The following is a 19,506-nucleotide window of genomic DNA, read 5'->3' on the forward strand; positions in this document are numbered from 1 at the left end:
AAGTGCCAGCCATTTACTTTAGTCGGGGTTTCAAATTACCTTTCAGGCATTCATTCGCTAATGCAGGCCTTGATCAAGGAATTCGGATCATGCAATCGCTCGGCTTCACCTCGGTTCCGCCGCTGCTCAAATACGTGCGCCATGCCGAGCAACTGGGCATGGCCATCGAGCCGGCGTTGGCGGCAGCCGGATTGCAGGCGCAGCAACTGAGCGACAACAGCCTGCGCCTGCCGGGCGAAACCCATGAACGCCTGCTCGATTATTTCTGCGAGCACTCGGGCGACCCGCTGTTTGGTCTCAACGCGGCCAATTTCGTCCTGCCCAATTCCTGGAGCGTGCTCGGTTACATCACCATGAACTGCGCGACCCTGGGCGATGCCATGAGCCGGATCATGCCGTTCGAAAAACTGGTGGGCGACATGGGCGTCAGCCGCGCCGAAGTGCAGGACGGTCATGTACACCTGATCTGGACTTGCCGCTACGAGCGTCCGCGGATTCGTCGGCATCTGGTGGAAAACGTTCTCGGCTCCTGGCTGCAATATGCACGCTGGATTGCCGACACACAGATGTCGCCCGCCGCCGTGTGGCTGGAACATCCATGTCCGACAGACGCTACCCAGGAGCAGTACGAAGCGTTTTTCGATTGCCCGGTGCTGTTCGAGCAAGCGTATTCGGCGCTGATCGTGCCGTTGGCGTATCTGCAATTACCGCTGCGCCAGGCCGATGCGCAATTGCTGCGTACGCTGGAAGAACACGCGATGGGCTTGATGGCGACGCTGGAGGATGCATCGCTGGAACAGCGGGTCAAAAGCATCCTGCGCCAGTTGCTCAAGGAAGGCTTGCCGCGCAAGGAACAGGTGGCCGAGCAAATGGCGGTGTCGGTGCGCACGTTGCAGCGCCAGTTGCATCAGGCGGGGACGTCGTATCAGCAGATTCTTGATGATTTGCGTCAGGAACTGGCCGAGCATTACTTGCTCAACAGCACGTTGCCGATTCAGGACATTGCGCAGTATCTGGGGTTTACCGAGCCGCGGTCGTTTCACCGCACGTTCAAGAGCCGGCGCGGGATGCCGCCGGGGGAGTTTCGGCAGATGCATCGGGGATGACGGGACTGGCCTCTTCGCGAGCAAGCCCGCTCCCACAGGGGATTTGTGTCGTACACAAAATCTGCATTCACTGAAGATCCACTGTGGGAGCGGGCTTGCTCGCGAAGGCGCCAGTCGCCTCACCTCAATCCGACAGACAAATCCTCCGCTCCTGTAGTGCAATAAACACTTTCCAGCACACGTGTTTAAAGACACTCAGTGTTACGCCCTACTGCCTACAAATCCTTGCGCCACTGCCTACGGCTACGCCAGAATCCGCCGGCTTGTGCGCCCCGGAGGCCGTCGGTAACTTGAGTCCGTCACTGATTTCCAGTGATCGGGTTTAGTAGCCCGAGGTTTTTGGGGCGTATCGCTCATCAGACAGTCAGGTCTTGCCTGAACGTTATGGTGGCTGTGCGCAGGGCGCCCTCGGGCGCGCCGGTTTCCCAGATCCCCGGTCTACTAACCTGCGCACGGCTGCCTCCATTTCTTTTAGTAGGGAAACGGCGGCCAGCCCTCAATGAGGATCTGGCAAATGTTCAAAGTTACACCCAACCCGCCGTCCACCGACGCGGCCTCCCCCTACGAATCCCCCGCTTCAAGGAAATTCCACGAAGCCGCCGAGCGCGCCCTCGACCACTACCTCGGCCCACCGAGGCCCGCGATCATGGCCACCCCGTACCAGCCCAATAGTCTCTACATGGCCAATCCGGCCAGCGGCACCGAACCGTTGCTGGCCGATGCCTGCGAATCCCTTGGCTCGGCCACCGTGATGCTCAACGACTTCGCCGGCCTGCTTGAAGGCTCGCACCGCAAGACCCTGCAAGGCATCGCACAAGTGGTGATGGTGGCGGAAGTCGCCGTCAATCGGGTGCTGGATCAGTTAGTGCCAACCGAGTAACGAAAAAGCCCGCGGCAAAACCTTAGTGGTTTGGCAGCGGGCTTTTTTGTATGGCGTGAATCTTTTTCCCTCACCCCAACCCTCTCCCGGAGGGAGAGGGGGCCGATCGAGGGATGCTCGCGAGACACACCGACCTGAAAATGCTGCTGTGAATGCACAATCGCAGCGGATCATTCAGGTCGATGTACAGCGCAAGACACCTCGGTCAGTCCCCTCTCCCTCTGGGAGAGGGTTAGGGTGAGGGGCTCTTCTCAGCTCAAACACTGATCGCGTTGGTAAACACCAACCGATTACCAAACGGATCAGCAATCGTCATGTCCTGACTGCCCCACGGCATCGCCTGAATCTGTGGGTGCGAGAACTTGTAGTCCTTGGCCACCAGTTGCTGCTGGAACGCCTCCAGCTCATCGGTCTCGATGCGCAACGCCGAACCCGGCGTCGCATCGCCATGATGCTCCGACAGGTGCAGCACGCACTCGCCACGCGACACCTGCAGATACAGCGGGAAATTGGCTTCGAAACGATGCTGCCAGTCGATCTTGAAGCCGAGGAAGTCGACGTAAAACTCCAACGCCTTGGCTTCATCGAAGATCCGCAGGATCGGGGTGGTTTTGCCGAAGCTCATGGGGTGCTCCCTGACTTGTTTGGCCCAAAAGTGTAGACGGGCTGGATGTCAGCAATTCGGCTTGGCGGTGGCTTTCTTTAATTGCAATGTGCCACCACTGTGACGCACTCCGCGAATCGTCAGCGAAAGTTGTCACGCAAATCCCCGTCCCGCGCCAGAAACCGCCCTTCCCGGCGACCATTCGCCTGCCCATCGCGATAACTCAACACGCCATTGACCCACACCCCATCAATCCCCTGCGCCGCTCGCTGCGGATCATGGAAATCCGCCACATCTCGCACCGTCAAAGGATAGAACAGCACCAGATCCGCCCAATAGCCTTCACGAATCTCGCCGCGCCCTTTCAAGCCAAACCGTGCCGCCGACAGACCGGTCATCTTGTGCACGGCGGTGTGCAGCGGAAACAGCCCGACATCACGACTGAAATGGCCGAGCACTCGTGGGAAAGCGCCCCACAGGCGTGGATGCGGGAATGGGTCTTCCGGCAGTCCGTCAGAGCCGACCATCGACAGCGGATGCGCGAGGATTTTTCGTACATCCGCCTCGTCCATGCCGTAGTACACCGCGCCCGCCGGTTGCAGGGACTTGGCGGCTTCGAGCAGTGGCACGTTCCATTCGGCGGCGATGTCGATCAGGTCGCGACCGCTGACTTCGGGGTGCGGCGTCGACCAGGTGATGGTGATGCGATGGGCATCGGTGACTTGCTTCAGATCCAGCGTCGAAGAACTCGCCGCGTAGGGATAGCAATCGCAGCCCACGTGCTGGGTTTTCGCCGCTTCCTCCAACGCCGCGAGCAACTGCGGACTGCGCCCCCAATTACCGACACCGGCGCATTTGAGGTGGGAAATGATCACCGGCGATTGCGAGTGACGGCCAATGCTGAACGCTTCTTCCATCGCCTCCAGCACCGGTTCGAATTCACTGCGCAGATGGGTGGTGTACACCGCGCCGAACGCCGTGAGTTCTTCGGTCAGTTGCTTCACTTCGTCGGTGGAGGCGTTAAAGGCGCTGGCGTAGGCCAGGCCTGTGGATAAACCGAGCGCGCCAGACTCAAGGCTTTCACGCAATTGCTCGCGCATCGCGGCGATTTCATCTGGAGTGGCGGTACGGAACAGGTCGTCGAGGTGATTGCTGCGCAGTGCGGTGTGACCGACCAGTGCGGCAACGTTTAACGTGGTGTTCGCCGCTTCGACGGCGGCGCGGTAATCGCTGAAGCGCGGATAGACGAACGCCGCTGCGCTGCCGAGCAGGTTCATCGGGTCCGGCGGATTGCCTTTCAAACTCACCGGCGAGGCGCTGATCCCACAGTTGCCGACAATCACCGTGGTCACGCCCTGGCTGAGCTTGGGCAGCATTTCGGGCTGGCGGATGACCACGGTGTCGTCGTGGGTGTGTACGTCGATGAAACCCGGGGCGAGCACGCGGCCGGCGGCGTCGATTTCCTCCGTGGCGCGGGCATCATGCAGGTCGCCGATACGTTCGATGCGCCCGTTGAGAATCGCCACATCGGCGCGGTAGCCGGGGGTGTTGCTGCCATCGATAACGGTGGCGTTGCGGATCAGCGTGTCGTACAGCATGTCAGTCTCCCAGCGGCAGGTGATCGTCGCCGCCACGGTATTCGTCGAGGGCGAGTTTGATCCGCCGCAGACGCTCTTGATTGTCTTCAGGATTGGCCAGCGCCAGCTCGGTCGCAAGCACATCGATGGCCAGCAGCATGCCGTAGCGCGCCGCCGTCGGTTTGTAGATGAACGAAGTTTCCGCGCCTTGCAGCGGCAGGACGATGTCGGCCAATTCGGCCAGCGGCGAGTCGGCGCGGGTGATGGCCAGAATGCGTGCGCCGTAGTTGCGCGCCAGTTCGACGGTTTCCAAAAGCTCCGGGGTGATGCCGGTCAGCGAGCAGACGATCAGCACTTGCTCGGCGTTCAGGCTGGCGGCGGTGACGCGCATCATCACCGCGTCGTGACACACCGCAATCGGGTAGCCGAGGCGCACCAGGCGCACCTGCAATTCGTCGCTGCACAGGGTCGAGCAACCGCCCATGCCGAACGCATGAATCATCCGTGCCTGGCCGAGCATTTTTACCGCGTCGGCGAAGCGTGATTCGTCAAACCCGGCAAGATGCTGGCGTAGCGTGGTTTCGATATCGCCGACAATCTGCCCGTAGAACGCCGACTGTTCAGGTGTGCCCGCCGGGTCGAGAAAACGGCTGCCGACGCCGCTGGCCTGAGCCAGTTGCAGCCGCAGATCGCGCAGGTCGCGGCAGCCCACCGTGCGGGCGAAACGCGACAGCGTGGCGGTGCTGACCTCGGCCCGTTGCGCCAGCTCTTCGAGGCTGGCGGAGGCGGCAAAACCGACGTCGTCGAGCATCAGCCGGGCGATGCGGCCCTCTCCCGCGCTGAAGGAGTCCTGACAGGCGCGGATCTGATAAAGGATGTCCATGGCGGCTGGCTCCGGTTACAGCAAATAAGAAAGGCCGACGGTCAGACCGAAAGCGACCAGCGAGATCAGGGTCTCAAGCACGGTCCAGGTCTTGAACGTCTGCGCGACCGTCATGTTGAAGTATTCCTTGATCAACCAGAAGCCGCCGTCGTTGACGTGGGAAAAGATCACCGAGCCGGCGCCGGTCGCCAGCACCAGCAATTCCGGGTGTGGATAACCCAGACCAATGGCCACCGGTGCGACCACGCCGGATGCGGTGGTCATGGCCACGGTCGCCGAGCCGGTGGCCACCCGCATCAACGCGGCGAACAGCCAGCCCATGATCAGCGGCGACAGGTGAAATTCGTGGGCCAGCCCGACGATCTGATCGGTGACTCCGGCATCCACCAGAATCCGGTTCAGGCCGCCACCGGCGCCGACCAGCAAGGTGATACTGGCGGTCGGTGCCAGGCACTCGTTGGTGAATTTGAGGATCGATTCACGATTGAAACCCTGAGCGATGCCCAACGTCCAGAAGCTCAGCAAGGTTGCCAGCAACAGCGCAATCACCGAGTTGCCGATGAACAACAGAAACTGGTTGAAACCACTGCCCGGCGTGGAAATCAGGTTGGCCCAGCCACCGATCAGCATCAGTACCACCGGCAACAGAATGGTCGCCATGGTGATGCCGAAACCCGGCAGCTTGTCGCGCGGTTCGCGGTCGAGAAATTGTTTTTCCAGCGGGTTATCCGGCGGCAGTTGAATGCGCGGCACGATGAATTTGGCGTACAGCGGACCGGCGATGATTGCGGTGGGAATACCGATGGCAATCGCATACAGCAAGGTCTGCCCGACCGAGGCCTGATACGCCTGCACCGCGAGCATCGCCGCCGGGTGCGGCGGCACCAGCGCATGCACCACCGACAGACCGGCAACCATCGGCAAGCCGACCATCAGAATCGACACGCCCACCCGCCGCGCCACGGTAAAGGCGATGGGTACCAGCAACACAAAACCGACTTCGAAGAACAGCGGCAAGCCGACCAGAAACGCGATGCAAACCATCGCCCAATGCGCGTTCTTCTCGCCGAATTTTTCGATCAAGGTGCGGGCCATCTGCTCCGCGCCACCGGACTCGGCCATCATCTTGCCAAGCATCGTCCCCAGCGCCACCACCAGCGCAATATGCCCCAGCGTCTTGCCCACCCCGGCCTCATACGCCCCCACCACGCCCGACGGCGGCATCCCCGCCACCAGCGCCAGACCGATGGAAATCAGGGTGATGACGATGAACGGGTTGAGCCGGTAGCGGGCGATCAGCACGATCAGGGCGATGATGGCGACGGCGGCATACATCAGCAGCCAATAGCCGAAGGAAGGCGTCATGCGGTACTCCTCGAAAGGGTCACGTTCGAATGGGTTGTGAAACTCATAAATCATTTCGAGATCGAGTTTTCAAACACCATGAAAGTAATTTTCGTTGAGAGGTAAGGCGTGTCGCTGTTGGATATGTCTTGTCGCGATTAATGAAAATCGCGGGGTGGGATTTACATGGTTCTCAGGCAAACACAAAAACTTGTGGGAGCTGGCTTGCCAGCGATGGCGGCTGCCCATTCAAGATCTCTGCCGACTGATCCACCGCTTTCGCGAGCAAGCCCGCTCCCACAGGTTGATCGCATTCCTTCAGCCAGAATGCGCTTCACTTGTGGGAGCGGGCTTGCTCGCGAATGGCTTCACGCGGTGTAGCGTGAACTCACACCATCTCGTTACGAATCCACTCCACCACCGACGTACGCTTCGGTACCCAGCCCAGCAGTTCGCGGGCGTGTTTGCCGCGTACCCGGCTGTTGGAGCCGAGGCCGTAGTTGGCCATTTCGTAGCCCCACTCGGCTTCGGCATCTTGCAGCGGCCAGTCTTGTGGCTCGCCGAGATTCAGCGCTTCGGCCATGGCAGTGGTCATGTCGATGAACGAGGCTTCGCCGCTTTCGACGAAGTAGAAGGTGCCCGGGACGTTTTTGGTCAGCGCCAGCAGGTACAGGGCGACGACGTCTTCGATGTGCACGTTGGACCAGATGTTCTGGCCAGTACCGACATGGCGCACCACGCCGCTTTTGCGTGCTTGTTTGAGCAGACGCGGCAACTGCACGCTGTCGCGATTGACGCCCAGGCTGTGGCCATAGATCAGCGTGTTGCAGATCACCGCCGAGTTCACGCCGTCCTTCGCGGCGGCGAGGATCAGGTTGTCGATGGCCACACGGGCAGCCTTGTCGACGGTGGGTTGCGGCAGGTTGTCTTCGTAATAGATGACGTCGCTGGACTTGCCGCCCGAGGCATCGCCGACGATGCTCGAACCGCTGGTGTGCAGGAACACTTTGTTCGATCCGCGCAGGGCATCAAGCAACGCTTCGACCGCACCGCGATGGTCGCTGCTGGCGGCGTTGATCACCGCATCGGCGGCGCGGGCCTGTTCAGCCAGCAATGTGCTGTCTTCGAGGGTGCCGATCACCGGGGTGATGCCCAAAGCTTTCAGCTCATCAGCCTGTTCGGCGCTACGCACCAGACCCGTGACGGTGTGGCCGGCCCGAACCAGACCGGTGGCGATGGAACCGCCGATGAATCCGGCAGCGCCGGTGATGAATACGTTCATGGAGAAACTCCCTGCGTGAATAAGTGATGCTGCGAGTATCGACCGCTAACCCCGGTGGAAAAACCCGCCCTCGCCCAAATCACTGTTGCGCAGGGATCACGAATCAACCCTTGAAATCCGCACTGGCGTAAGCCGCAAGCTTGCTCTGGATGAAGTCGAGGAAGCACTGGATGCGCAGCGCCAGTTGCGAGTTCCGGTAGTACACCGCGTTGATCGGCTGGCGATAACCGCTGTTGAATTCCGCCAGCAGCACCTTGAGGCGCCCGGCGCGGATGTCGTCGATGGTCATGAAGTGCGAGAGGCAGGCAATGCCCTGCCCTTCCAGCGCCAGATGACGCACGGTCTCGCCGCTGGAAGCGCTGATGGCCGGGGTGATCGGCCAGCGGTCACCGTGCACGTAACGCAGCGGCCACTGATTGAGGCCTTCGTTGTGGGTGAAACCGAGCAGGGCGTGGTCAGTCAAGTCGGCAACCTGCTGCGGCGCGCCGTGCTGCTCCAGATACGCTGGGCTGGCGACGATCAGCAGCGGACTGCAACCCAGCGAGCGCGCATGCAAGGTCGAATCGGCAAGGGTGCCGATGCGGATGGCGACGTCGGTGCTTTGTTCCAGCAGGTCAATGATCAGGTCATTGCTGTTGAGTTCGAGCTGGATGTCCGGGTACAGGCCACGGAATTCGTCGATGTACGGCACGATGGCGTGCAGCATGAAGGGCGACGCGGCGTTGATCCGCAGGCGTCCGGACGGGGTTTGCTGGCGTGAGGACAGTCGCTCTTCGAGCGCATCCATCTGGTCGAGAATCAGCTTGGCCTGCTCGAAGAAATACTTGCCCTCCTCGGTCAGGTCCATGCGCCGCGTGGTGCGGTTGATCAGCGTGGTGTCGAGCTTGGCTTCCAGCCGCGACAGTGTGCGGCTGACCGCCGAAGGGGTCTGGCCGACCTGCTCGGCAGCAGCGGAAATCGAACCGCACTCGATCACGCAGACGAAAATCTGCAACTCATCGGATCTGGCTTTCACGGGTGTCCCTTATTGATCGTCAGCACAAAATCCATTGTGGAGAGAGAACACCCCTGTGGCGAGGGGATTTATCCCCGATGGACTGCGCAGCAGGCCCCGCTTTTCGAGATCAAGATCGGGGGGCCGCTGCGCGACCCATCGGGGATGAATCCCCTCACCACATTTAAAACCCTCACCACAGTTACAACCGTAACCACATGAAATCACTTCACGCCTTGAGAGCAAACACCTGTTTCAGATGCTGCTCATACCGCGCCACATCATTCTCGATGTTCGGGCGCTTCATCACGTCCACACAGAGGAACGTCGGCAACCCGCTCATGCCCAAGAACTCGTTGGCCTTGTGGAACGGGAAATACACCGCATCCACACCTTTGGCTTCAAAGAAATCGCTCGGGTCATCGAACGCCTGCTGCGGTGCGTTCCAGGTCAGCGACAGCATGTATTGCTTGCCCTGAATCAGGCCGCCGCTGCCGTACTTCTGCGACGCATCGGAACGGGTCCGACCATCGCTGGCATAGAGGCTGCCGTGGCCTTCGGTGAAGACTTCGTCGATGTACTTTTTCACGGTCCACGGCGCGCCCATCCACCAGCCCGGCATCTGATAAATGATCACATCGGCCCAGAGGAATTTGGCCACTTCTTCAGCGACGTCGTAACCCTCGTCGATGAACGTGGTTTTGACATCCAGACCGCCACGATCCAGCACGCTCAGCGCGGTTTCGTGCAGGGTGGCGTTGTAACGACCGTCGGAGTGGGCGAATTTCTTGCCGCCATTGAGCAACAACACTTTTTTCATCGGAACGCCTCGCGCAGCCATTGGGCTGGAGAAAGATGGGAAAACGAATGGCGGCAGGTTAACCATCCATCTCGCGCGGAATAAGCCGCGTCAGCGCAAAATACATTTGATCAAAAAGCACGAATCGAATACCGATTGTTGCAATAGCATTCCCGGCCATCTGCATTTGAGGAGTTGTTTTGATGAGTGAACGCCACGGTTTCATCCTGCATGCCAAGACCCGCCCGGAAAAAGCCGAGGCCTTCGAAGCGCTGTTTCGCGCCTATGTCGAGCCGAGCCGCGCCGAGCCAGGCTGCATCGAGTACCACATGCTGCGCGACAAGGAAGACCCGACGCTGTTCATCTTTTACGAGATCTGGGAAAGCCAGGCGCACCTCGACGTGCATTCGAATCTGCCGCACATGCGCGAGTTTTTCGACAACCGCATGACGTACCTGGAGCGTGATTTCGATATCCGTCGGATCGACATGCTCAGCGCCTCGTCGGCTAGCCGCTGATCAGCAAATGGGCGCCGAGTGCGCCCAGTCCGATAAAGAACACCCGCTTGAACAGCACGGCGCTGATGCGCTGACGCAGCCATTGGCCGAACCCCATGCCCAGCATCGCCGGGATCAGCACCAGCAGCGACGCACTCAATTCGCCACTGCCCAGTGCGCCGCGCCAGAACAGGCCGCCGGCCAGCGCCAGAGTCGACACGGTGAACGACAGGCCCAGCGCCTGCACCAGCTCATCGCGACTCAAACCCAGCGCCTGCAGGTACGGCACCGCCGGAATAACGAACACACCGGTGGCCGAAGTGATAACCCCGGTGATCAGCCCGCACAGCGGGCCGAGCCACGGTTCATGCCGGGGATTGACCTGCAGGGTCGGCAGCAACAACCCGCTCAACGCATACAGCAGCAACGCCGCGCCCAGCCCACGCACCACCCAATGCCCGCCTGCCATGCCGATCGACAACGTGCCGACGGCGGTGCCGAGGAAGATCATCAGCAACAGCGGCCACAGGCGTTTAAGCAACCCTTTCAGATGCCCGCCGAACGCCAATTGCCAGACATTGGTCAGCGTCGCCGGAATGATCAGCAGCGCGGCTGCCTGTGACGGCGCCATAGCCAGACCAAGCAGGCCCATGGCGACGGTGGGCAGACCCAGGCCGATTACGCCTTTGACCAGCCCGGCCATGATGAAAGTGGCGATGACCAGCAGGCACAGAGCCAAGCCGAGGTTTTGATAGAAGTCTGCAAATGCGTTCATGGCGCTACTGTGCGCTTTGGCGGGTGCGTTGAAAATCTGCCATATACTGAGGCTGCCTCTGCCGGTACAAGAGGCTGTTAATTGCGTTGCGGCTGATGGCCCCTTCGCGAGCAAGCCCGCTCCCACAGTTTTGGATTCACCACTGATCCACTGTGGGAGCGGGCTTGCTCGCGAAGAGGCCCGCCCAGACACCACAACAACCACAGGCGGCCCCATGCACTTCGACCTCACCGACCTGCGCCTCTACCTGCACATCCTCGACACCGGCAACATCACCGCCGGCGCCGCCCGCAGCCATCTTTCGCTCGCCGCCGCCAGTGCGCGCATTCGCGCCATGGAAGCCTCGCTGGGCACCGAGTTCCTGCATCGCGGCCGCCGTGGCGTGAGCCCGACGCCCGCTGGCAAGGCACTGGCCCACCACGCGCGCATCCTCCTGCAACAGGCCGAACGCATGCAGCAGGATCTGGCCGACTACGCGCAGGGCGTCAAAGGACAGGTGCGACTGTTGTGCAACACCACGGCGATCACCGAATACCTGCCGGAAGTGCTCGCGGACTTTTTGCGCGAGCATCCCAACCTCGACATCGATCTGCAGGAACTGCCCAGCGCCCGCATCATCCACGCCTTGCGCCAGGGCGCAGCCGATATCGGCATCGTCTCCGATGCAGTGGACACCTCCGATTTACAGACTCAGCCCTTTCGCGATGATCCGTTAGTGCTGATCGTGCCGCGGGAACATCCACTGGCCAACGCCGCCGAAGTCAGCTTCAGCGACGCCCTGCATCACGATTTTGTCGGCCTGAGCACCGACAGCGCGCTGGCGATCTACCTCGAAGAACAGGCGCTGCACAGCGGCTCGCGCATGCAGGTGCGGATCCGCGCCGACGGTTTCGAAGGGGTGCTGCGCATGGTCGCCCGAGGCGCCGGCCTCGCCATCGTGCCGCTGGCGGCCATTGAACGCGCGACGCCGCGCTCATTCAACAGCATCGCCCTCAACGAGCCATGGGCGCGCCGCACCCTGATGCTCTGCGCCCGGGATTTCAGCGCCCTGCCCGGTTATGCCAAAGCCTTGCTGCAAGCCTTGACTCTCCCCTGAGGGGCAGACTTCATCCTTGGCGTTCAACGGCAAGGAGCATGACCATGGGCAAACGCATTCTGCTGATTCTCGGCCATCCCGGCGCGACGAGCTTCTGCGCCGCACTCGCCGAGCGCTATGCACAATCAGCGCTCGATGCCGGACACCAGGTGCGTCAGCTACGCCTGGGAGAGATGGCTTTTGACCCGGTGTTGCGCCAGGGGTATCAACAGGTTCAAGCGCTGGAAGAAGACTTGAGCCGCGCGCAATCCGACATCCTTTGGGCCGAACATCTGACGCTGGTCTACCCGATCTGGTGGGGCGGCATTCCGGCGCTGCTCAAAGGTTTTTTTGATCGGGTGTTGCTGCCGGGATTCGCCTTCAAATACCGAAAAGGCAACCCCTTTCCCGATCAGTTGCTCAAGGGGCGCACCGCGCATTTGCTGGTGACGATGGACACGCCACTCTGGTATTACCGCTGGATCTACCGGATGCCGGGACTGCATCAGGTGCGCAAGACCACCCTGCAGTTCTGTGGTATCAACCCCCTGCGCACGCTGACCTTCGGCCCGTTGCTTGACTCCAGCGACCGGCAGCGCCAGCGCTGGCTGCAACAGGCGCACGCTATCGCCCGCCGCTAAGTCTGCCGATAATGCGCCGCATGGTTTCACATTGAAAAAGGACTTTTATGTACATCGGCCAAGCCGCGCAACGTGCCGGCACCACCATCAAAAGCATTCGCCACTATGAGTCGATCGGTTTGCTGCCCACGCCCCGGCGCCAAGGTAAATATCGCCTCTACGACCAACAAAGCATCGAACTGCTGATCTTCATCAAATGCGCAAAAGAGATGGGCTTCAGGCTCCGGGAATTGCAGACGATTTTTGCCGCGCATCATGGCGAGGCCATGCCATGGGATCTGGCCCAACAGGCTATCGAGGCAAAAAAACGCGAGATCAACAGCAGCATCGCTGAGCTGACGCGGCAATACGCGCAACTGGAAGGTTTCGAAATCGACCTTGAACGGGCGCGGGTCGAATGCCCGCTGGAAAACCTTTGACGGTTTGCGCGTTTCTGAGCAGCTCGATGTCGAGCACAGACAACTGAGCGGCAACCGGGCGCTATAGGGTGCGAGTTGGTTTCTTTGCCATCCGCCCACTGCCCGGAGTTCTCATGACCGCGACCGCCCCCATCACCGTTCTGCGCGACACCCACCCGCTGCCGGTACTCGATGCCTGCAAATGGGAAAAACTCGAAGGTGACCCGCACACCGTCAACCTCAACGCTTACACCAGCGAAGACGGCAGCAAGATCATGGGCACCTGGATCTGCACCCCGGGCAAGTGGCGGGTCGATTATGTGAAGTGGGAGTACTGCCACTTCCAGGAAGGCTACTGCATCATCACCCCGGACGGCATGGCGCCAATCCACCTGCGAGCCGGCGACATCTTCGTGGTTGAACCGGGGATGAAAGGCACCTGGGAAGTGGTCGAGACCGTACGCAAATATTTCGTCTTCGCCTGATGCAAAAAAAGCCGGGAAACCACCCGACGTGATTTCCCGGCAACACCTACTGCATTCTGGCTGACGCCATGGTTGTGGCGCCTTTGAGATTTGTGGCGAGGGGATTTATCCCCGATGGGCGCAAAGCGCCCCCCCGCATTGTGTCAGTTGAAACGCAGGCTCAGTGGTTGCGACTGCTACACAGTCGATCGGGGATAAATCCCCTCACCACAAAGTCTCCGTTGCCACAAAAAGTATTGATGTCCAAGTTACTGTGGCTTGCGATAGCTGTTGATAATCGCCGAGAAGTCCTTGCCACCCTCCCCGCGCTGGCTCATCGCCTGATACAACTGCTGCGCCACCGCGCCGAGCACCACCGGTTGATGCGCCTGACGCGCTGCTTCGGTCGCCAGCCCCAGATCCTTGAGCATCAGTTCGGCACCAAACCCACCGGTATAACCGCGCGAGGCCGGCGCCGTTTCGACGATGCCCGGCCACGGGTTGTACATTTCCGAACTCCAGCAACGCCCGGTCGAGCTGTTGATGATCCCGGCCAGCACCGAGGTGTCGATCCCCAGTGCATCGCCCAGCGCCATGGCTTCGCTGACGCCGACCATCGAGATCGCCAGCAGCAGGTTGTTACAGATCTTGGCGATCTGCCCGGTGCCGACTTCGCCGCAATGCACGATGTTGCGGCCCATCTGCGCCAGCACCGGTTGCAGGGTGACGAACAGTTCCGGAGTGGCGCCGACCATGAAGGTCAGCGTGCCGGCGGTCGCGCCGCCAGTGCCGCCGGAGACCGGTGCATCAGCCATGGCCACGCCTTGTTTGGCAGCAGCGGCGGCCACATCGCGGGCGGTCTGCGGATCGATGGTGCTGCAATCCACCGCCGGCACACCTTTGCCGATACCGGCGAGCACACCGTCCTCACCGAGCCAGACGCTGCGCACATGCACCGCCGCCGGGAGCATGGTGATCACCAGCTCGGCGTCTTCGGCGGCCTCACGGGCCGAGGCGCGGATAGTGCCGCCCAGTTGCTCAAGCTCCGCCAGCACCGTCTTGTTCAGGTCGACCAGATTCAGTGAATGGCCGGCCTTGATCAGGTTGCGCGCCATCGGCGCGCCCATGTTGCCCAGACCGATAAATGCGATTTTCATGGCCAGTCCTCAGCGCAGGTTGATGGTGGTGTTCACGCCGTCGTTGACGCTGTCGTCATCGAACCAGCGCGCCGTGACCGTTTTGGTCTGGGTGTAGAACTGCACCACTTGCTTGCCGTACGGACCCAGGTCGCCGAGTTTCGAACCACGGGAACCGGTGAAGCTGAAGAACGGCACCGGCACCGGAATCGGGATGTTGATGCCGACCTGGCCGACGTCGATTTCCGTCTGGAATTTGCGCGCCGCCGCACCGCTCTGGGTGAACAGGCCCGTACCGTTGCCGAACGGGTTGGCGTTGACCAGTGCGATGGCCTGATCGAGGGTGTCGACTTCCAGCACCACCAGCACCGGGCCGAAGATTTCCTGGGTATAGATCTGCATGTCAGTGGTCACGCCCGAGAACAGGGTCGGGCCGACGAAGTTGCCTTGTTCGTAGCCCGGCACCTTGATGTCGCGACCATCGAGTTCAAGCTTGGCGCCTTCCTTGATGCCGCTTTCGATCAGATCGAGAATCCGCGCCTTGGCTTTCTTCGAGATCACCGGGCCGACATCGGTGCCCGCCTCGCTGCCGGCGTTGACCTTGAGTTTCTGCGCCAGCGCTTTCAGATCCGGCAGCCATTGTTTCGCCGCACCAACCAGCACCACCACCGAGGTGGCCATGCAGCGTTGCCCTGCCGCACCGAAACCGGCGCCGACCAAGGCATTCAGCGCTTGCTCGCGATTGGCGTCCGGCAGCACGACGGCATGGTTCTTCGCACCCATCATCGATTGCACGCGTTTGCCGTGCTTGCCGGCCAGGTCGTAAACGTGCGTACCGACCGCGGTCGAACCAACGAACGATACGGCTTTGATGTCCTTGTGGGTACACAGGCCATCGACGACGTCCTTGCCACCGTGCACCACGTTGAGCACGCCGGCCGGAACGCCGGCCTCGATCGCCAGTTCCACCAGGAGCATGGTCGACAGTGGATCCTGCTCGGAAGGCTTCAAGACGAAGGTGTTGCCGCAAGCGATGGCCATCGGGAACATCCACAGCGGAATCATCGCCGGGAAGTTGAACGGGGTGATGCCGGCGCACACGCCGATTGGCTGGCGCAGGGTGTAGGTATCGACACCGCCGGCCACGTTTTCGGCGAACTCGCCCATTTGCAGGGTGCCGATGGAACAGGCGTGTTCGACCACTTCCAGGCCACGGAAAATATCGCCCTCGGCGTCGGCAATAGTCTTGCCCTGCTCGGCGCTCAGCACTACAGCGATGCGCTTGGAGTGCTCGCGGATCAGTGCCTGCAGCTTGAGCATGATGCGCATCCGCGCGCCGATCGGGGTCAGTTTCCAGGTCTGGAACGCGCGGTGCGCGGCACTGATGGCGGCGTCGACTTCAGCGGCAGTGGCGAACGGAACCTTGGCCAGCACTTGCTGGGTCGCCGGGTTGACGATGTCGTGCCACTCGGTGGTCTGCGATTCGACCCACTCGCCGTCGATCAGCAACTTGACCTTCTGGACCGTGGTTTCGTTGGGCGTAAGCGATGCGTTCATGCTGGTCTCCGAAACTTGTTTTTATCGTAGGAGCCAAGGCGAAAGGGTTCGCCTTGAGATGAGGCGTGTGTCACGAATTGGTTGTCGGACTGTTTTTGGAGTATAGATGTGCAAACTTCTAATAAGAACGCACATATAAGCCCGTCCATCATGCAAAAAAACATCACCTCCCTGGGGTCGCTGAACTGGGACGACCTGAAGTTTTTCCTCGAAGTCGCCCGCACCCGCAAGGCCAGCACCGCGGCCAAGCGCCTGGCGGTGGACTACACCACCGTGTCGCGGCGCATCAGTTCGCTGGAAGCGGCATTGGGCACATTGCTGTTCGAAAAATCGCGCACCAGCGGTTTTGTCCTGACCACTGAAGGCCAGCGTTTGCTGGGCTATGCCGAGTCGATTGAAAGCACGTTGCACATGGCTTGCGAGCAGGTCTCGGGGTCCGGCGTGGCACTGTCCGGGCACGTGCGCATGGGTTGCACTGAAGGTTTCGGCAGTTTTTTCATCACCCCGCAGCTGAGCCACTTCGTCGACGCCTACCCGGCGATTTCGGTGGACATCCTGCCGCTGCCGCACTTCATCAGCCTGTCCAAGCGCGAAGCCGATATCGTCATTGCCCTGGAACGCCCGGAGCACGGCCCGTATGTTTGCTGCAAACTCTGCGACTACCGCTTGCAGCTGTACGCAACCCAGGACTACCTCGATCAACACCCACCGATCCGCCGCCCGGCCGATTTGGGCAAGCATCAATTCATCAGTTATGTGGATGACCTGGCGTTCAGCTCGGAGCTGCTTTACCTGGCGAACGTGCTGCCCGGCGCCAGCGCAAACCTGCGCAGCACCAGCGTGATCGCGCAGTTCGTCGCGGCGCAGCAAGGGCGTTCACTGGCGATTCTGCCGTGCTTCCTCGCGGCGCAGGATCCGCGCCTGCTGCCGGTGCTGCCCGAGGAAATCGACATCACCCGGCAGTTCTGGATGTACTGCCGGGAGGATCTCAGGAAATTGAAGCGGATCACCCTGTTGTGGGATTACATCCGTGAGGTGACCGAGCGTAATCAGGGTCTGCTGATGGGGCAGACCCGCGAGATGCGGTTTGCCGATTAATCGGCGCTGACCACAATCGACACCCGGCGATTCTCGGTGCGTCCGGCGGTAGTGTCATTGGACGCCACCGGCTCGCTGCTGCCCAGTCCGCGCAGCTGGATGTTCTCTTGCTTCATGCCGACGGTGGTCAGCACTTTGGCCACGCTTTTGGCCCGACGCAGCGACAGTTGCTGGTTGTAGGTTTCCTTGCCCGAGGCATCGGTATGACCGTCGACCCGCACCCGCTCGATACCGACGCCGAGCAGTGCCTTGCCGATGCGTTCGACGATTTCGGTGCTCTGGTTGTTCAGGCTTTCGATATCGCTGCCAAACAGCACTTTGCCGGACAGGCCAAACTCCCAGCCCTCGTCGGTCGCTTCGAAGCCTTGTTGTTTGAGGACGGCGATCTGCGCCGGGGTCAGGCCTTTCTGCGGTGCGGTCTGGCACCCGGTCAGCGCCAGTACGGCGATCATCAGCAAGGCGGAAAACAGTCGAGCGGGAAATGTGAACACGGAATCAGCTCCTGGTTTGCAGATTGACGACCGGGCTCTCCGACCCGGCAGTGAATTGAGCGCCACGCGACAGGCGCTTGGCCTGATACATCGCCGCGTCGGCGGCGTTGAGCAAGGCACCTGGCGTGGCGCCATGATCGGGGAAAACCGCAATGCCGATACTGAGCGACGTCACCACACTGGTATCCCCCGGCAGCGCGATGGGCATGTCCATGCTGGCGAGAATCTTGTCAGCAATGCGCTCGGCGTCCTCGATCTTGTGCAGCGGCGCGAGCAGTACGGCGAACTCGTCGCCGCCGAGCCGCGCCACCAGATCCTCTTCACGCAGTTGCGCGCGGATCCGATTGGCGACCGCCACCAGCACCGCGTCGCCAGCGGCGTGACCGAAGTTGTCATTGATGCCTTTGAAGCGGTCGCTGTCGAGAAACAGCACCGCCACCCGCTCATTGAGCTTGCCGGCGTTGCGCAAGGCGCGAATCAATCGCCCCTCGAAAAACGCCCGGTTGGGCAAACCGGTGAGGCTGTCGTGGCTGGCCTGATGGGCGAGGGTTTCGTTCTCGCTTTGCAGATGGGTCTGCCAGGATTCGAGTTCATCGAGCAGGGCATTGAAGTCGTTGCCGAGGTTGTCGAGCTCGGCGATCTGCGCCGGCGGTACCCGGCGATCCAGTGCTCGCTCGCTGCGGGCAGCGTGGGCCACCGCCGCGAGGCTGCGAAGCGGGCCGGTAATGCTGCGCAGCTGTCGGCGCGCCAGATACAGCGCGACCCAGGCACTGATTGCGGTGCAGAGAATGATCCCCGCCAGACCGCTGAGCAAGAAGCGCATCAGGCTACCGCCGTGACCGACCAGCAGGATGCGTCCGATTTCACGATCCTGATGCACGATCGGCAGGCTGATCGGCTTTTCCAGAATGGTCCGGGCAGCCTGCATTTCCAGTTGGGAAAACAGACCGTTTTCGGGCCGCTGCCAACGCGCCAGCAACTGCCCCTGTGTGTCGAACACCTGGGCATCCGCCACCTCTTCGGTGGACGCGATCAAGGCCAGCGCTTCGGTGGCGGCGTCCTTATCGTTGAACACCACCGCCGCTTCCACGGTGTAGCTGATCGAACGTGCAATCAGATGCAGGTTGTGATCGGCGTACACCCGCAGCGCGAGAACGCCCAGCAGGGTCAGCGACACGCTGGCCATCGTCACGGCCACCAGCGCGACAATCAAATGGCCGCGGCCGATGACCGAGCCCAGTGTCGGGCGGCTCCTGGAACGAAACAGCTTCATGGTGCCGCCGGTTTGCGGCGCGACAACTGCAGTACGCTCGGGTGGATGCGTACACCGCTGCGGGCGACGGAGTCGAGATTGACCTCGAAGGAAACCTGCTGATCGCCGACCCGCAGGCAGAACAGGCTGCCGACCGTGCACTGATCGCCCCCTTCGCTGATGCTCAGCACCGGATGGCCGATCAATGAGGTGAACAGCCGACTGCGTTCATCTGCGGTGAGTTTGCCGATGTACACCGCATCGCATTCGCTGACGATCGCCGGGTTGTCGGCCAGCAGTCGGCGCACAGCGACCGGACGACCGGTGGCTTGCGTAGTGCCTTTGACCAGGTCATCGGTGTATTCGGTGGGGCCGACGATGCACAGGCGCAATTGTGCGGGTTCCACCGGCCAGCGCGCGTAACTGAGGATGCCCAGCACAACCTGCGTCACCGACTGGGCGCGCTGCTCGGCCATGCCCACCGGCGTCTGTGCCTGCGCCATGGCGGCGCCGGTCAGCAAACAGAGCAGACCGACAAGCAATGCGTGCTTGCAGCGAACCACGCGCTCTGTCGCCCAGACAGCCACCTTCATGCAGGGATTCTCTTGGATCGTACCGAAATGATGCCGCAACGATAGCACAGCGGAGTAACA

21 protein-coding genes are annotated in these 19,506 nt (G+C 61.2%); 8 read left to right on the forward strand and 13 right to left on the reverse strand.

The window, feature by feature from the left end; all coding sequences use genetic code 11:
* Window positions 1-89 precede the first annotated feature (89 nt).
* Window positions 90-1,106 (forward strand): AraC family transcriptional regulator, encoded by a 1,017-nt coding sequence (locus J1G18_RS17285; RefSeq protein WP_223008129.1) that lies wholly within the window; start codon window positions 90-92, stop codon window positions 1,104-1,106.
* Window positions 1,107-1,620: 514 nt separating this feature from the next.
* Entirely contained in the window at window positions 1,621-1,986 is a 366-nt protein-coding gene (locus tag J1G18_RS17290; RefSeq protein WP_223008130.1) for a DUF6124 family protein, read from the forward strand.
* Between the two features lie 256 nt (window positions 1,987-2,242).
* On the opposite strand, the gene J1G18_RS17295 is transcribed toward J1G18_RS17290, so the two are convergent.
* The 7 genes from J1G18_RS17295 to J1G18_RS17325 all read right to left on the reverse strand — a co-directional run bounded on the left by J1G18_RS17295 (window position 2,243) and on the right by J1G18_RS17325 (window position 9,490).
* On the reverse strand, window positions 2,243-2,611 hold the full coding sequence (locus J1G18_RS17295; protein ID WP_007962133.1) for a glyoxalase superfamily protein: 369 nt from the start codon (window positions 2,609-2,611) through the stop codon (window positions 2,243-2,245).
* A gap of 119 nt (window positions 2,612-2,730) precedes the next feature.
* Window positions 2,731-4,188, reverse strand: a complete 1,458-nt coding sequence (locus J1G18_RS17300; RefSeq protein WP_223008131.1) for an N-acyl-D-amino-acid deacylase family protein — start codon at window positions 4,186-4,188, stop codon at window positions 2,731-2,733.
* 1 nt (window position 4,189) lies between these two features.
* On the reverse strand, window positions 4,190-5,050 hold the full coding sequence (locus J1G18_RS17305) for a MurR/RpiR family transcriptional regulator (RefSeq protein WP_223008132.1): 861 nt from the start codon (window positions 5,048-5,050) through the stop codon (window positions 4,190-4,192).
* Window positions 5,051-5,065: 15 nt separating this feature from the next.
* Window positions 5,066-6,415, reverse strand: coding sequence for a GntP family permease (locus J1G18_RS17310; RefSeq protein WP_223008133.1), 1,350 nt, complete (start codon window positions 6,413-6,415; stop codon window positions 5,066-5,068).
* Window positions 6,416-6,782: 367 nt separating this feature from the next.
* Entirely contained in the window at window positions 6,783-7,676 is an 894-nt protein-coding gene (locus tag J1G18_RS17315; protein WP_223008134.1) for an NAD-dependent epimerase/dehydratase family protein, read from the reverse strand.
* Window positions 7,677-7,779: 103 nt separating this feature from the next.
* Window positions 7,780-8,691 carry a LysR family transcriptional regulator gene (locus J1G18_RS17320; protein WP_134785388.1) on the reverse strand — a complete coding sequence of 304 codons (912 nt, stop codon included), beginning with the start codon at window positions 8,689-8,691 and terminating at the stop codon, window positions 7,780-7,782.
* 208 nt (window positions 8,692-8,899) lie between these two features.
* Window positions 8,900-9,490: an NAD(P)H-dependent oxidoreductase gene (locus tag J1G18_RS17325; RefSeq protein WP_098967101.1), complete on the reverse strand. Its 591-nt coding sequence runs from the start codon at window positions 9,488-9,490 to the stop codon at window positions 8,900-8,902.
* Window positions 9,491-9,672: 182 nt separating this feature from the next.
* On the opposite strand from J1G18_RS17325, the gene J1G18_RS17330 reads away from it, so the two are divergent.
* Entirely contained in the window at window positions 9,673-9,987 is a 315-nt protein-coding gene (locus tag J1G18_RS17330; RefSeq protein WP_027614144.1) for a putative quinol monooxygenase, read from the forward strand.
* Here the strand turns inward: J1G18_RS17330 and J1G18_RS17335 are convergent.
* Window positions 9,977-10,741 carry a sulfite exporter TauE/SafE family protein gene (locus J1G18_RS17335; protein WP_223008135.1) on the reverse strand — a complete coding sequence of 255 codons (765 nt, stop codon included), beginning with the start codon at window positions 10,739-10,741 and terminating at the stop codon, window positions 9,977-9,979. The two genes, J1G18_RS17330 and J1G18_RS17335, sit on opposite strands and share 11 nt — an antisense overlap.
* Before the next feature lie 214 nt (window positions 10,742-10,955).
* Between J1G18_RS17335 and J1G18_RS17340 the strand changes: the two genes are divergently transcribed.
* The 4 genes from J1G18_RS17340 (at window position 10,956) to J1G18_RS17355 (ending at window position 13,340) form a co-directional block, all read left to right on the forward strand.
* Entirely contained in the window at window positions 10,956-11,837 is an 882-nt protein-coding gene (locus J1G18_RS17340) for a LysR substrate-binding domain-containing protein (protein ID WP_223008136.1), read from the forward strand.
* A 44-nt stretch (window positions 11,838-11,881) separates the two neighbouring features.
* A complete protein-coding gene (locus J1G18_RS17345) occupies window positions 11,882-12,457 on the forward strand; it encodes an NAD(P)H-dependent oxidoreductase (RefSeq protein ID WP_098967095.1) in 576 nt (191 codons plus the stop codon).
* A 47-nt stretch (window positions 12,458-12,504) separates the two neighbouring features.
* Entirely contained in the window at window positions 12,505-12,876 is a 372-nt protein-coding gene (locus J1G18_RS17350; protein WP_086793657.1) for a MerR family transcriptional regulator, read from the forward strand.
* Window positions 12,877-12,989: 113 nt separating this feature from the next.
* On the forward strand, window positions 12,990-13,340 hold the full coding sequence (locus J1G18_RS17355) for a cupin domain-containing protein (protein ID WP_003221437.1): 351 nt from the start codon (window positions 12,990-12,992) through the stop codon (window positions 13,338-13,340).
* Between the two features lie 248 nt (window positions 13,341-13,588).
* On the opposite strand, the gene mmsB is transcribed toward J1G18_RS17355, so the two are convergent.
* Window positions 13,589-14,476, reverse strand: coding sequence for a 3-hydroxyisobutyrate dehydrogenase (gene mmsB / locus J1G18_RS17360; RefSeq protein WP_098967092.1), 888 nt, complete (start codon window positions 14,474-14,476; stop codon window positions 13,589-13,591).
* 9 nt (window positions 14,477-14,485) lie between these two features.
* Window positions 14,486-16,012, reverse strand: coding sequence for a CoA-acylating methylmalonate-semialdehyde dehydrogenase (locus J1G18_RS17365; protein ID WP_007962100.1), 1,527 nt, complete (start codon window positions 16,010-16,012; stop codon window positions 14,486-14,488).
* 150 nt (window positions 16,013-16,162) lie between these two features.
* Between J1G18_RS17365 and J1G18_RS17370 the strand changes: the two genes are divergently transcribed.
* Entirely contained in the window at window positions 16,163-17,110 is a 948-nt protein-coding gene (locus tag J1G18_RS17370; protein WP_007962101.1) for a LysR family transcriptional regulator, read from the forward strand.
* Here J1G18_RS17370 and J1G18_RS17375 read toward each other — a convergent pair.
* From J1G18_RS17375 to J1G18_RS17385, 3 genes are read right to left on the reverse strand one after another with little or no spacing between them, the layout of a single operon-like run.
* The gene (locus tag J1G18_RS17375; protein ID WP_177416206.1) at window positions 17,107-17,562 is read right to left on the reverse strand and encodes an OmpA family protein; all 456 of its coding nucleotides are present in this window, start codon (window positions 17,560-17,562) and stop codon (window positions 17,107-17,109) included. The genes J1G18_RS17370 and J1G18_RS17375 overlap by 4 nt on opposite strands.
* A gap of 43 nt (window positions 17,563-17,605) precedes the next feature.
* On the reverse strand, window positions 17,606-18,874 hold the full coding sequence (locus J1G18_RS17380) for a diguanylate cyclase domain-containing protein (protein ID WP_097090438.1): 1,269 nt from the start codon (window positions 18,872-18,874) through the stop codon (window positions 17,606-17,608).
* On the reverse strand, window positions 18,871-19,446 hold the full coding sequence (locus J1G18_RS17385; RefSeq protein ID WP_027614152.1) for a YfiR family protein: 576 nt from the start codon (window positions 19,444-19,446) through the stop codon (window positions 18,871-18,873). The genes J1G18_RS17380 and J1G18_RS17385 overlap by 4 nt, the downstream gene beginning before the upstream one ends.
* Window positions 19,447-19,506 lie beyond the last annotated feature (60 nt).

It is taken from the genome of Pseudomonas sp. MIS38, from assembly GCF_019891575.1.
GTDB lineage: Bacteria > Pseudomonadota > Gammaproteobacteria > Pseudomonadales > Pseudomonadaceae > Aquipseudomonas > Aquipseudomonas putida_A.

Bases quoted from the DNA above. Each gene is read 5' to 3' on its own strand.
- J1G18_RS17335 (WP_223008135.1), bottom strand. From the start codon at position 10,741: ATGAACGCATTTGCAGACTTCTATCAAAACCTCGGCTTGGCTCTGTGC.
- mmsB (WP_098967092.1), bottom strand. From the start codon at position 14,476: ATGAAAATCGCATTTATCGGTCTGGGCAACATGGGCGCGCCGATGGCG.
- J1G18_RS17355 (WP_003221437.1), top strand. From the start codon at position 12,990: ATGACCGCGACCGCCCCCATCACCGTTCTGCGCGACACCCACCCGCTG.
- J1G18_RS17295 (WP_007962133.1), bottom strand. From the start codon at position 2,611: ATGAGCTTCGGCAAAACCACCCCGATCCTGCGGATCTTCGATGAAGCC.
- J1G18_RS17330 (WP_027614144.1), top strand. From the start codon at position 9,673: ATGAGTGAACGCCACGGTTTCATCCTGCATGCCAAGACCCGCCCGGAA.
- J1G18_RS17300 (WP_223008131.1), bottom strand. From the start codon at position 4,188: ATGCTGTACGACACGCTGATCCGCAACGCCACCGTTATCGATGGCAGC.
- J1G18_RS17380 (WP_097090438.1), bottom strand. From the start codon at position 18,874: ATGAAGCTGTTTCGTTCCAGGAGCCGCCCGACACTGGGCTCGGTCATC.
- J1G18_RS17375 (WP_177416206.1), bottom strand. From the start codon at position 17,562: ATGATCGCCGTACTGGCGCTGACCGGGTGCCAGACCGCACCGCAGAAA.
- J1G18_RS17325 (WP_098967101.1), bottom strand. From the start codon at position 9,490: ATGAAAAAAGTGTTGTTGCTCAATGGCGGCAAGAAATTCGCCCACTCC.
- J1G18_RS17370 (WP_007962101.1), top strand. From the start codon at position 16,163: ATGCAAAAAAACATCACCTCCCTGGGGTCGCTGAACTGGGACGACCTG.
- J1G18_RS17345 (WP_098967095.1), top strand. From the start codon at position 11,882: ATGGGCAAACGCATTCTGCTGATTCTCGGCCATCCCGGCGCGACGAGC.
- J1G18_RS17385 (WP_027614152.1), bottom strand. From the start codon at position 19,446: ATGAAGGTGGCTGTCTGGGCGACAGAGCGCGTGGTTCGCTGCAAGCAC.
- J1G18_RS17350 (WP_086793657.1), top strand. From the start codon at position 12,505: ATGTACATCGGCCAAGCCGCGCAACGTGCCGGCACCACCATCAAAAGC.
- J1G18_RS17305 (WP_223008132.1), bottom strand. From the start codon at position 5,050: ATGGACATCCTTTATCAGATCCGCGCCTGTCAGGACTCCTTCAGCGCG.
- J1G18_RS17365 (WP_007962100.1), bottom strand. From the start codon at position 16,012: ATGAACGCATCGCTTACGCCCAACGAAACCACGGTCCAGAAGGTCAAG.
- J1G18_RS17340 (WP_223008136.1), top strand. From the start codon at position 10,956: ATGCACTTCGACCTCACCGACCTGCGCCTCTACCTGCACATCCTCGAC.
- J1G18_RS17315 (WP_223008134.1), bottom strand. From the start codon at position 7,676: ATGAACGTATTCATCACCGGCGCTGCCGGATTCATCGGCGGTTCCATC.
- J1G18_RS17290 (WP_223008130.1), top strand. From the start codon at position 1,621: ATGTTCAAAGTTACACCCAACCCGCCGTCCACCGACGCGGCCTCCCCC.
- J1G18_RS17285 (WP_223008129.1), top strand. From the start codon at position 90: ATGCAATCGCTCGGCTTCACCTCGGTTCCGCCGCTGCTCAAATACGTG.
- J1G18_RS17310 (WP_223008133.1), bottom strand. From the start codon at position 6,415: ATGACGCCTTCCTTCGGCTATTGGCTGCTGATGTATGCCGCCGTCGCC.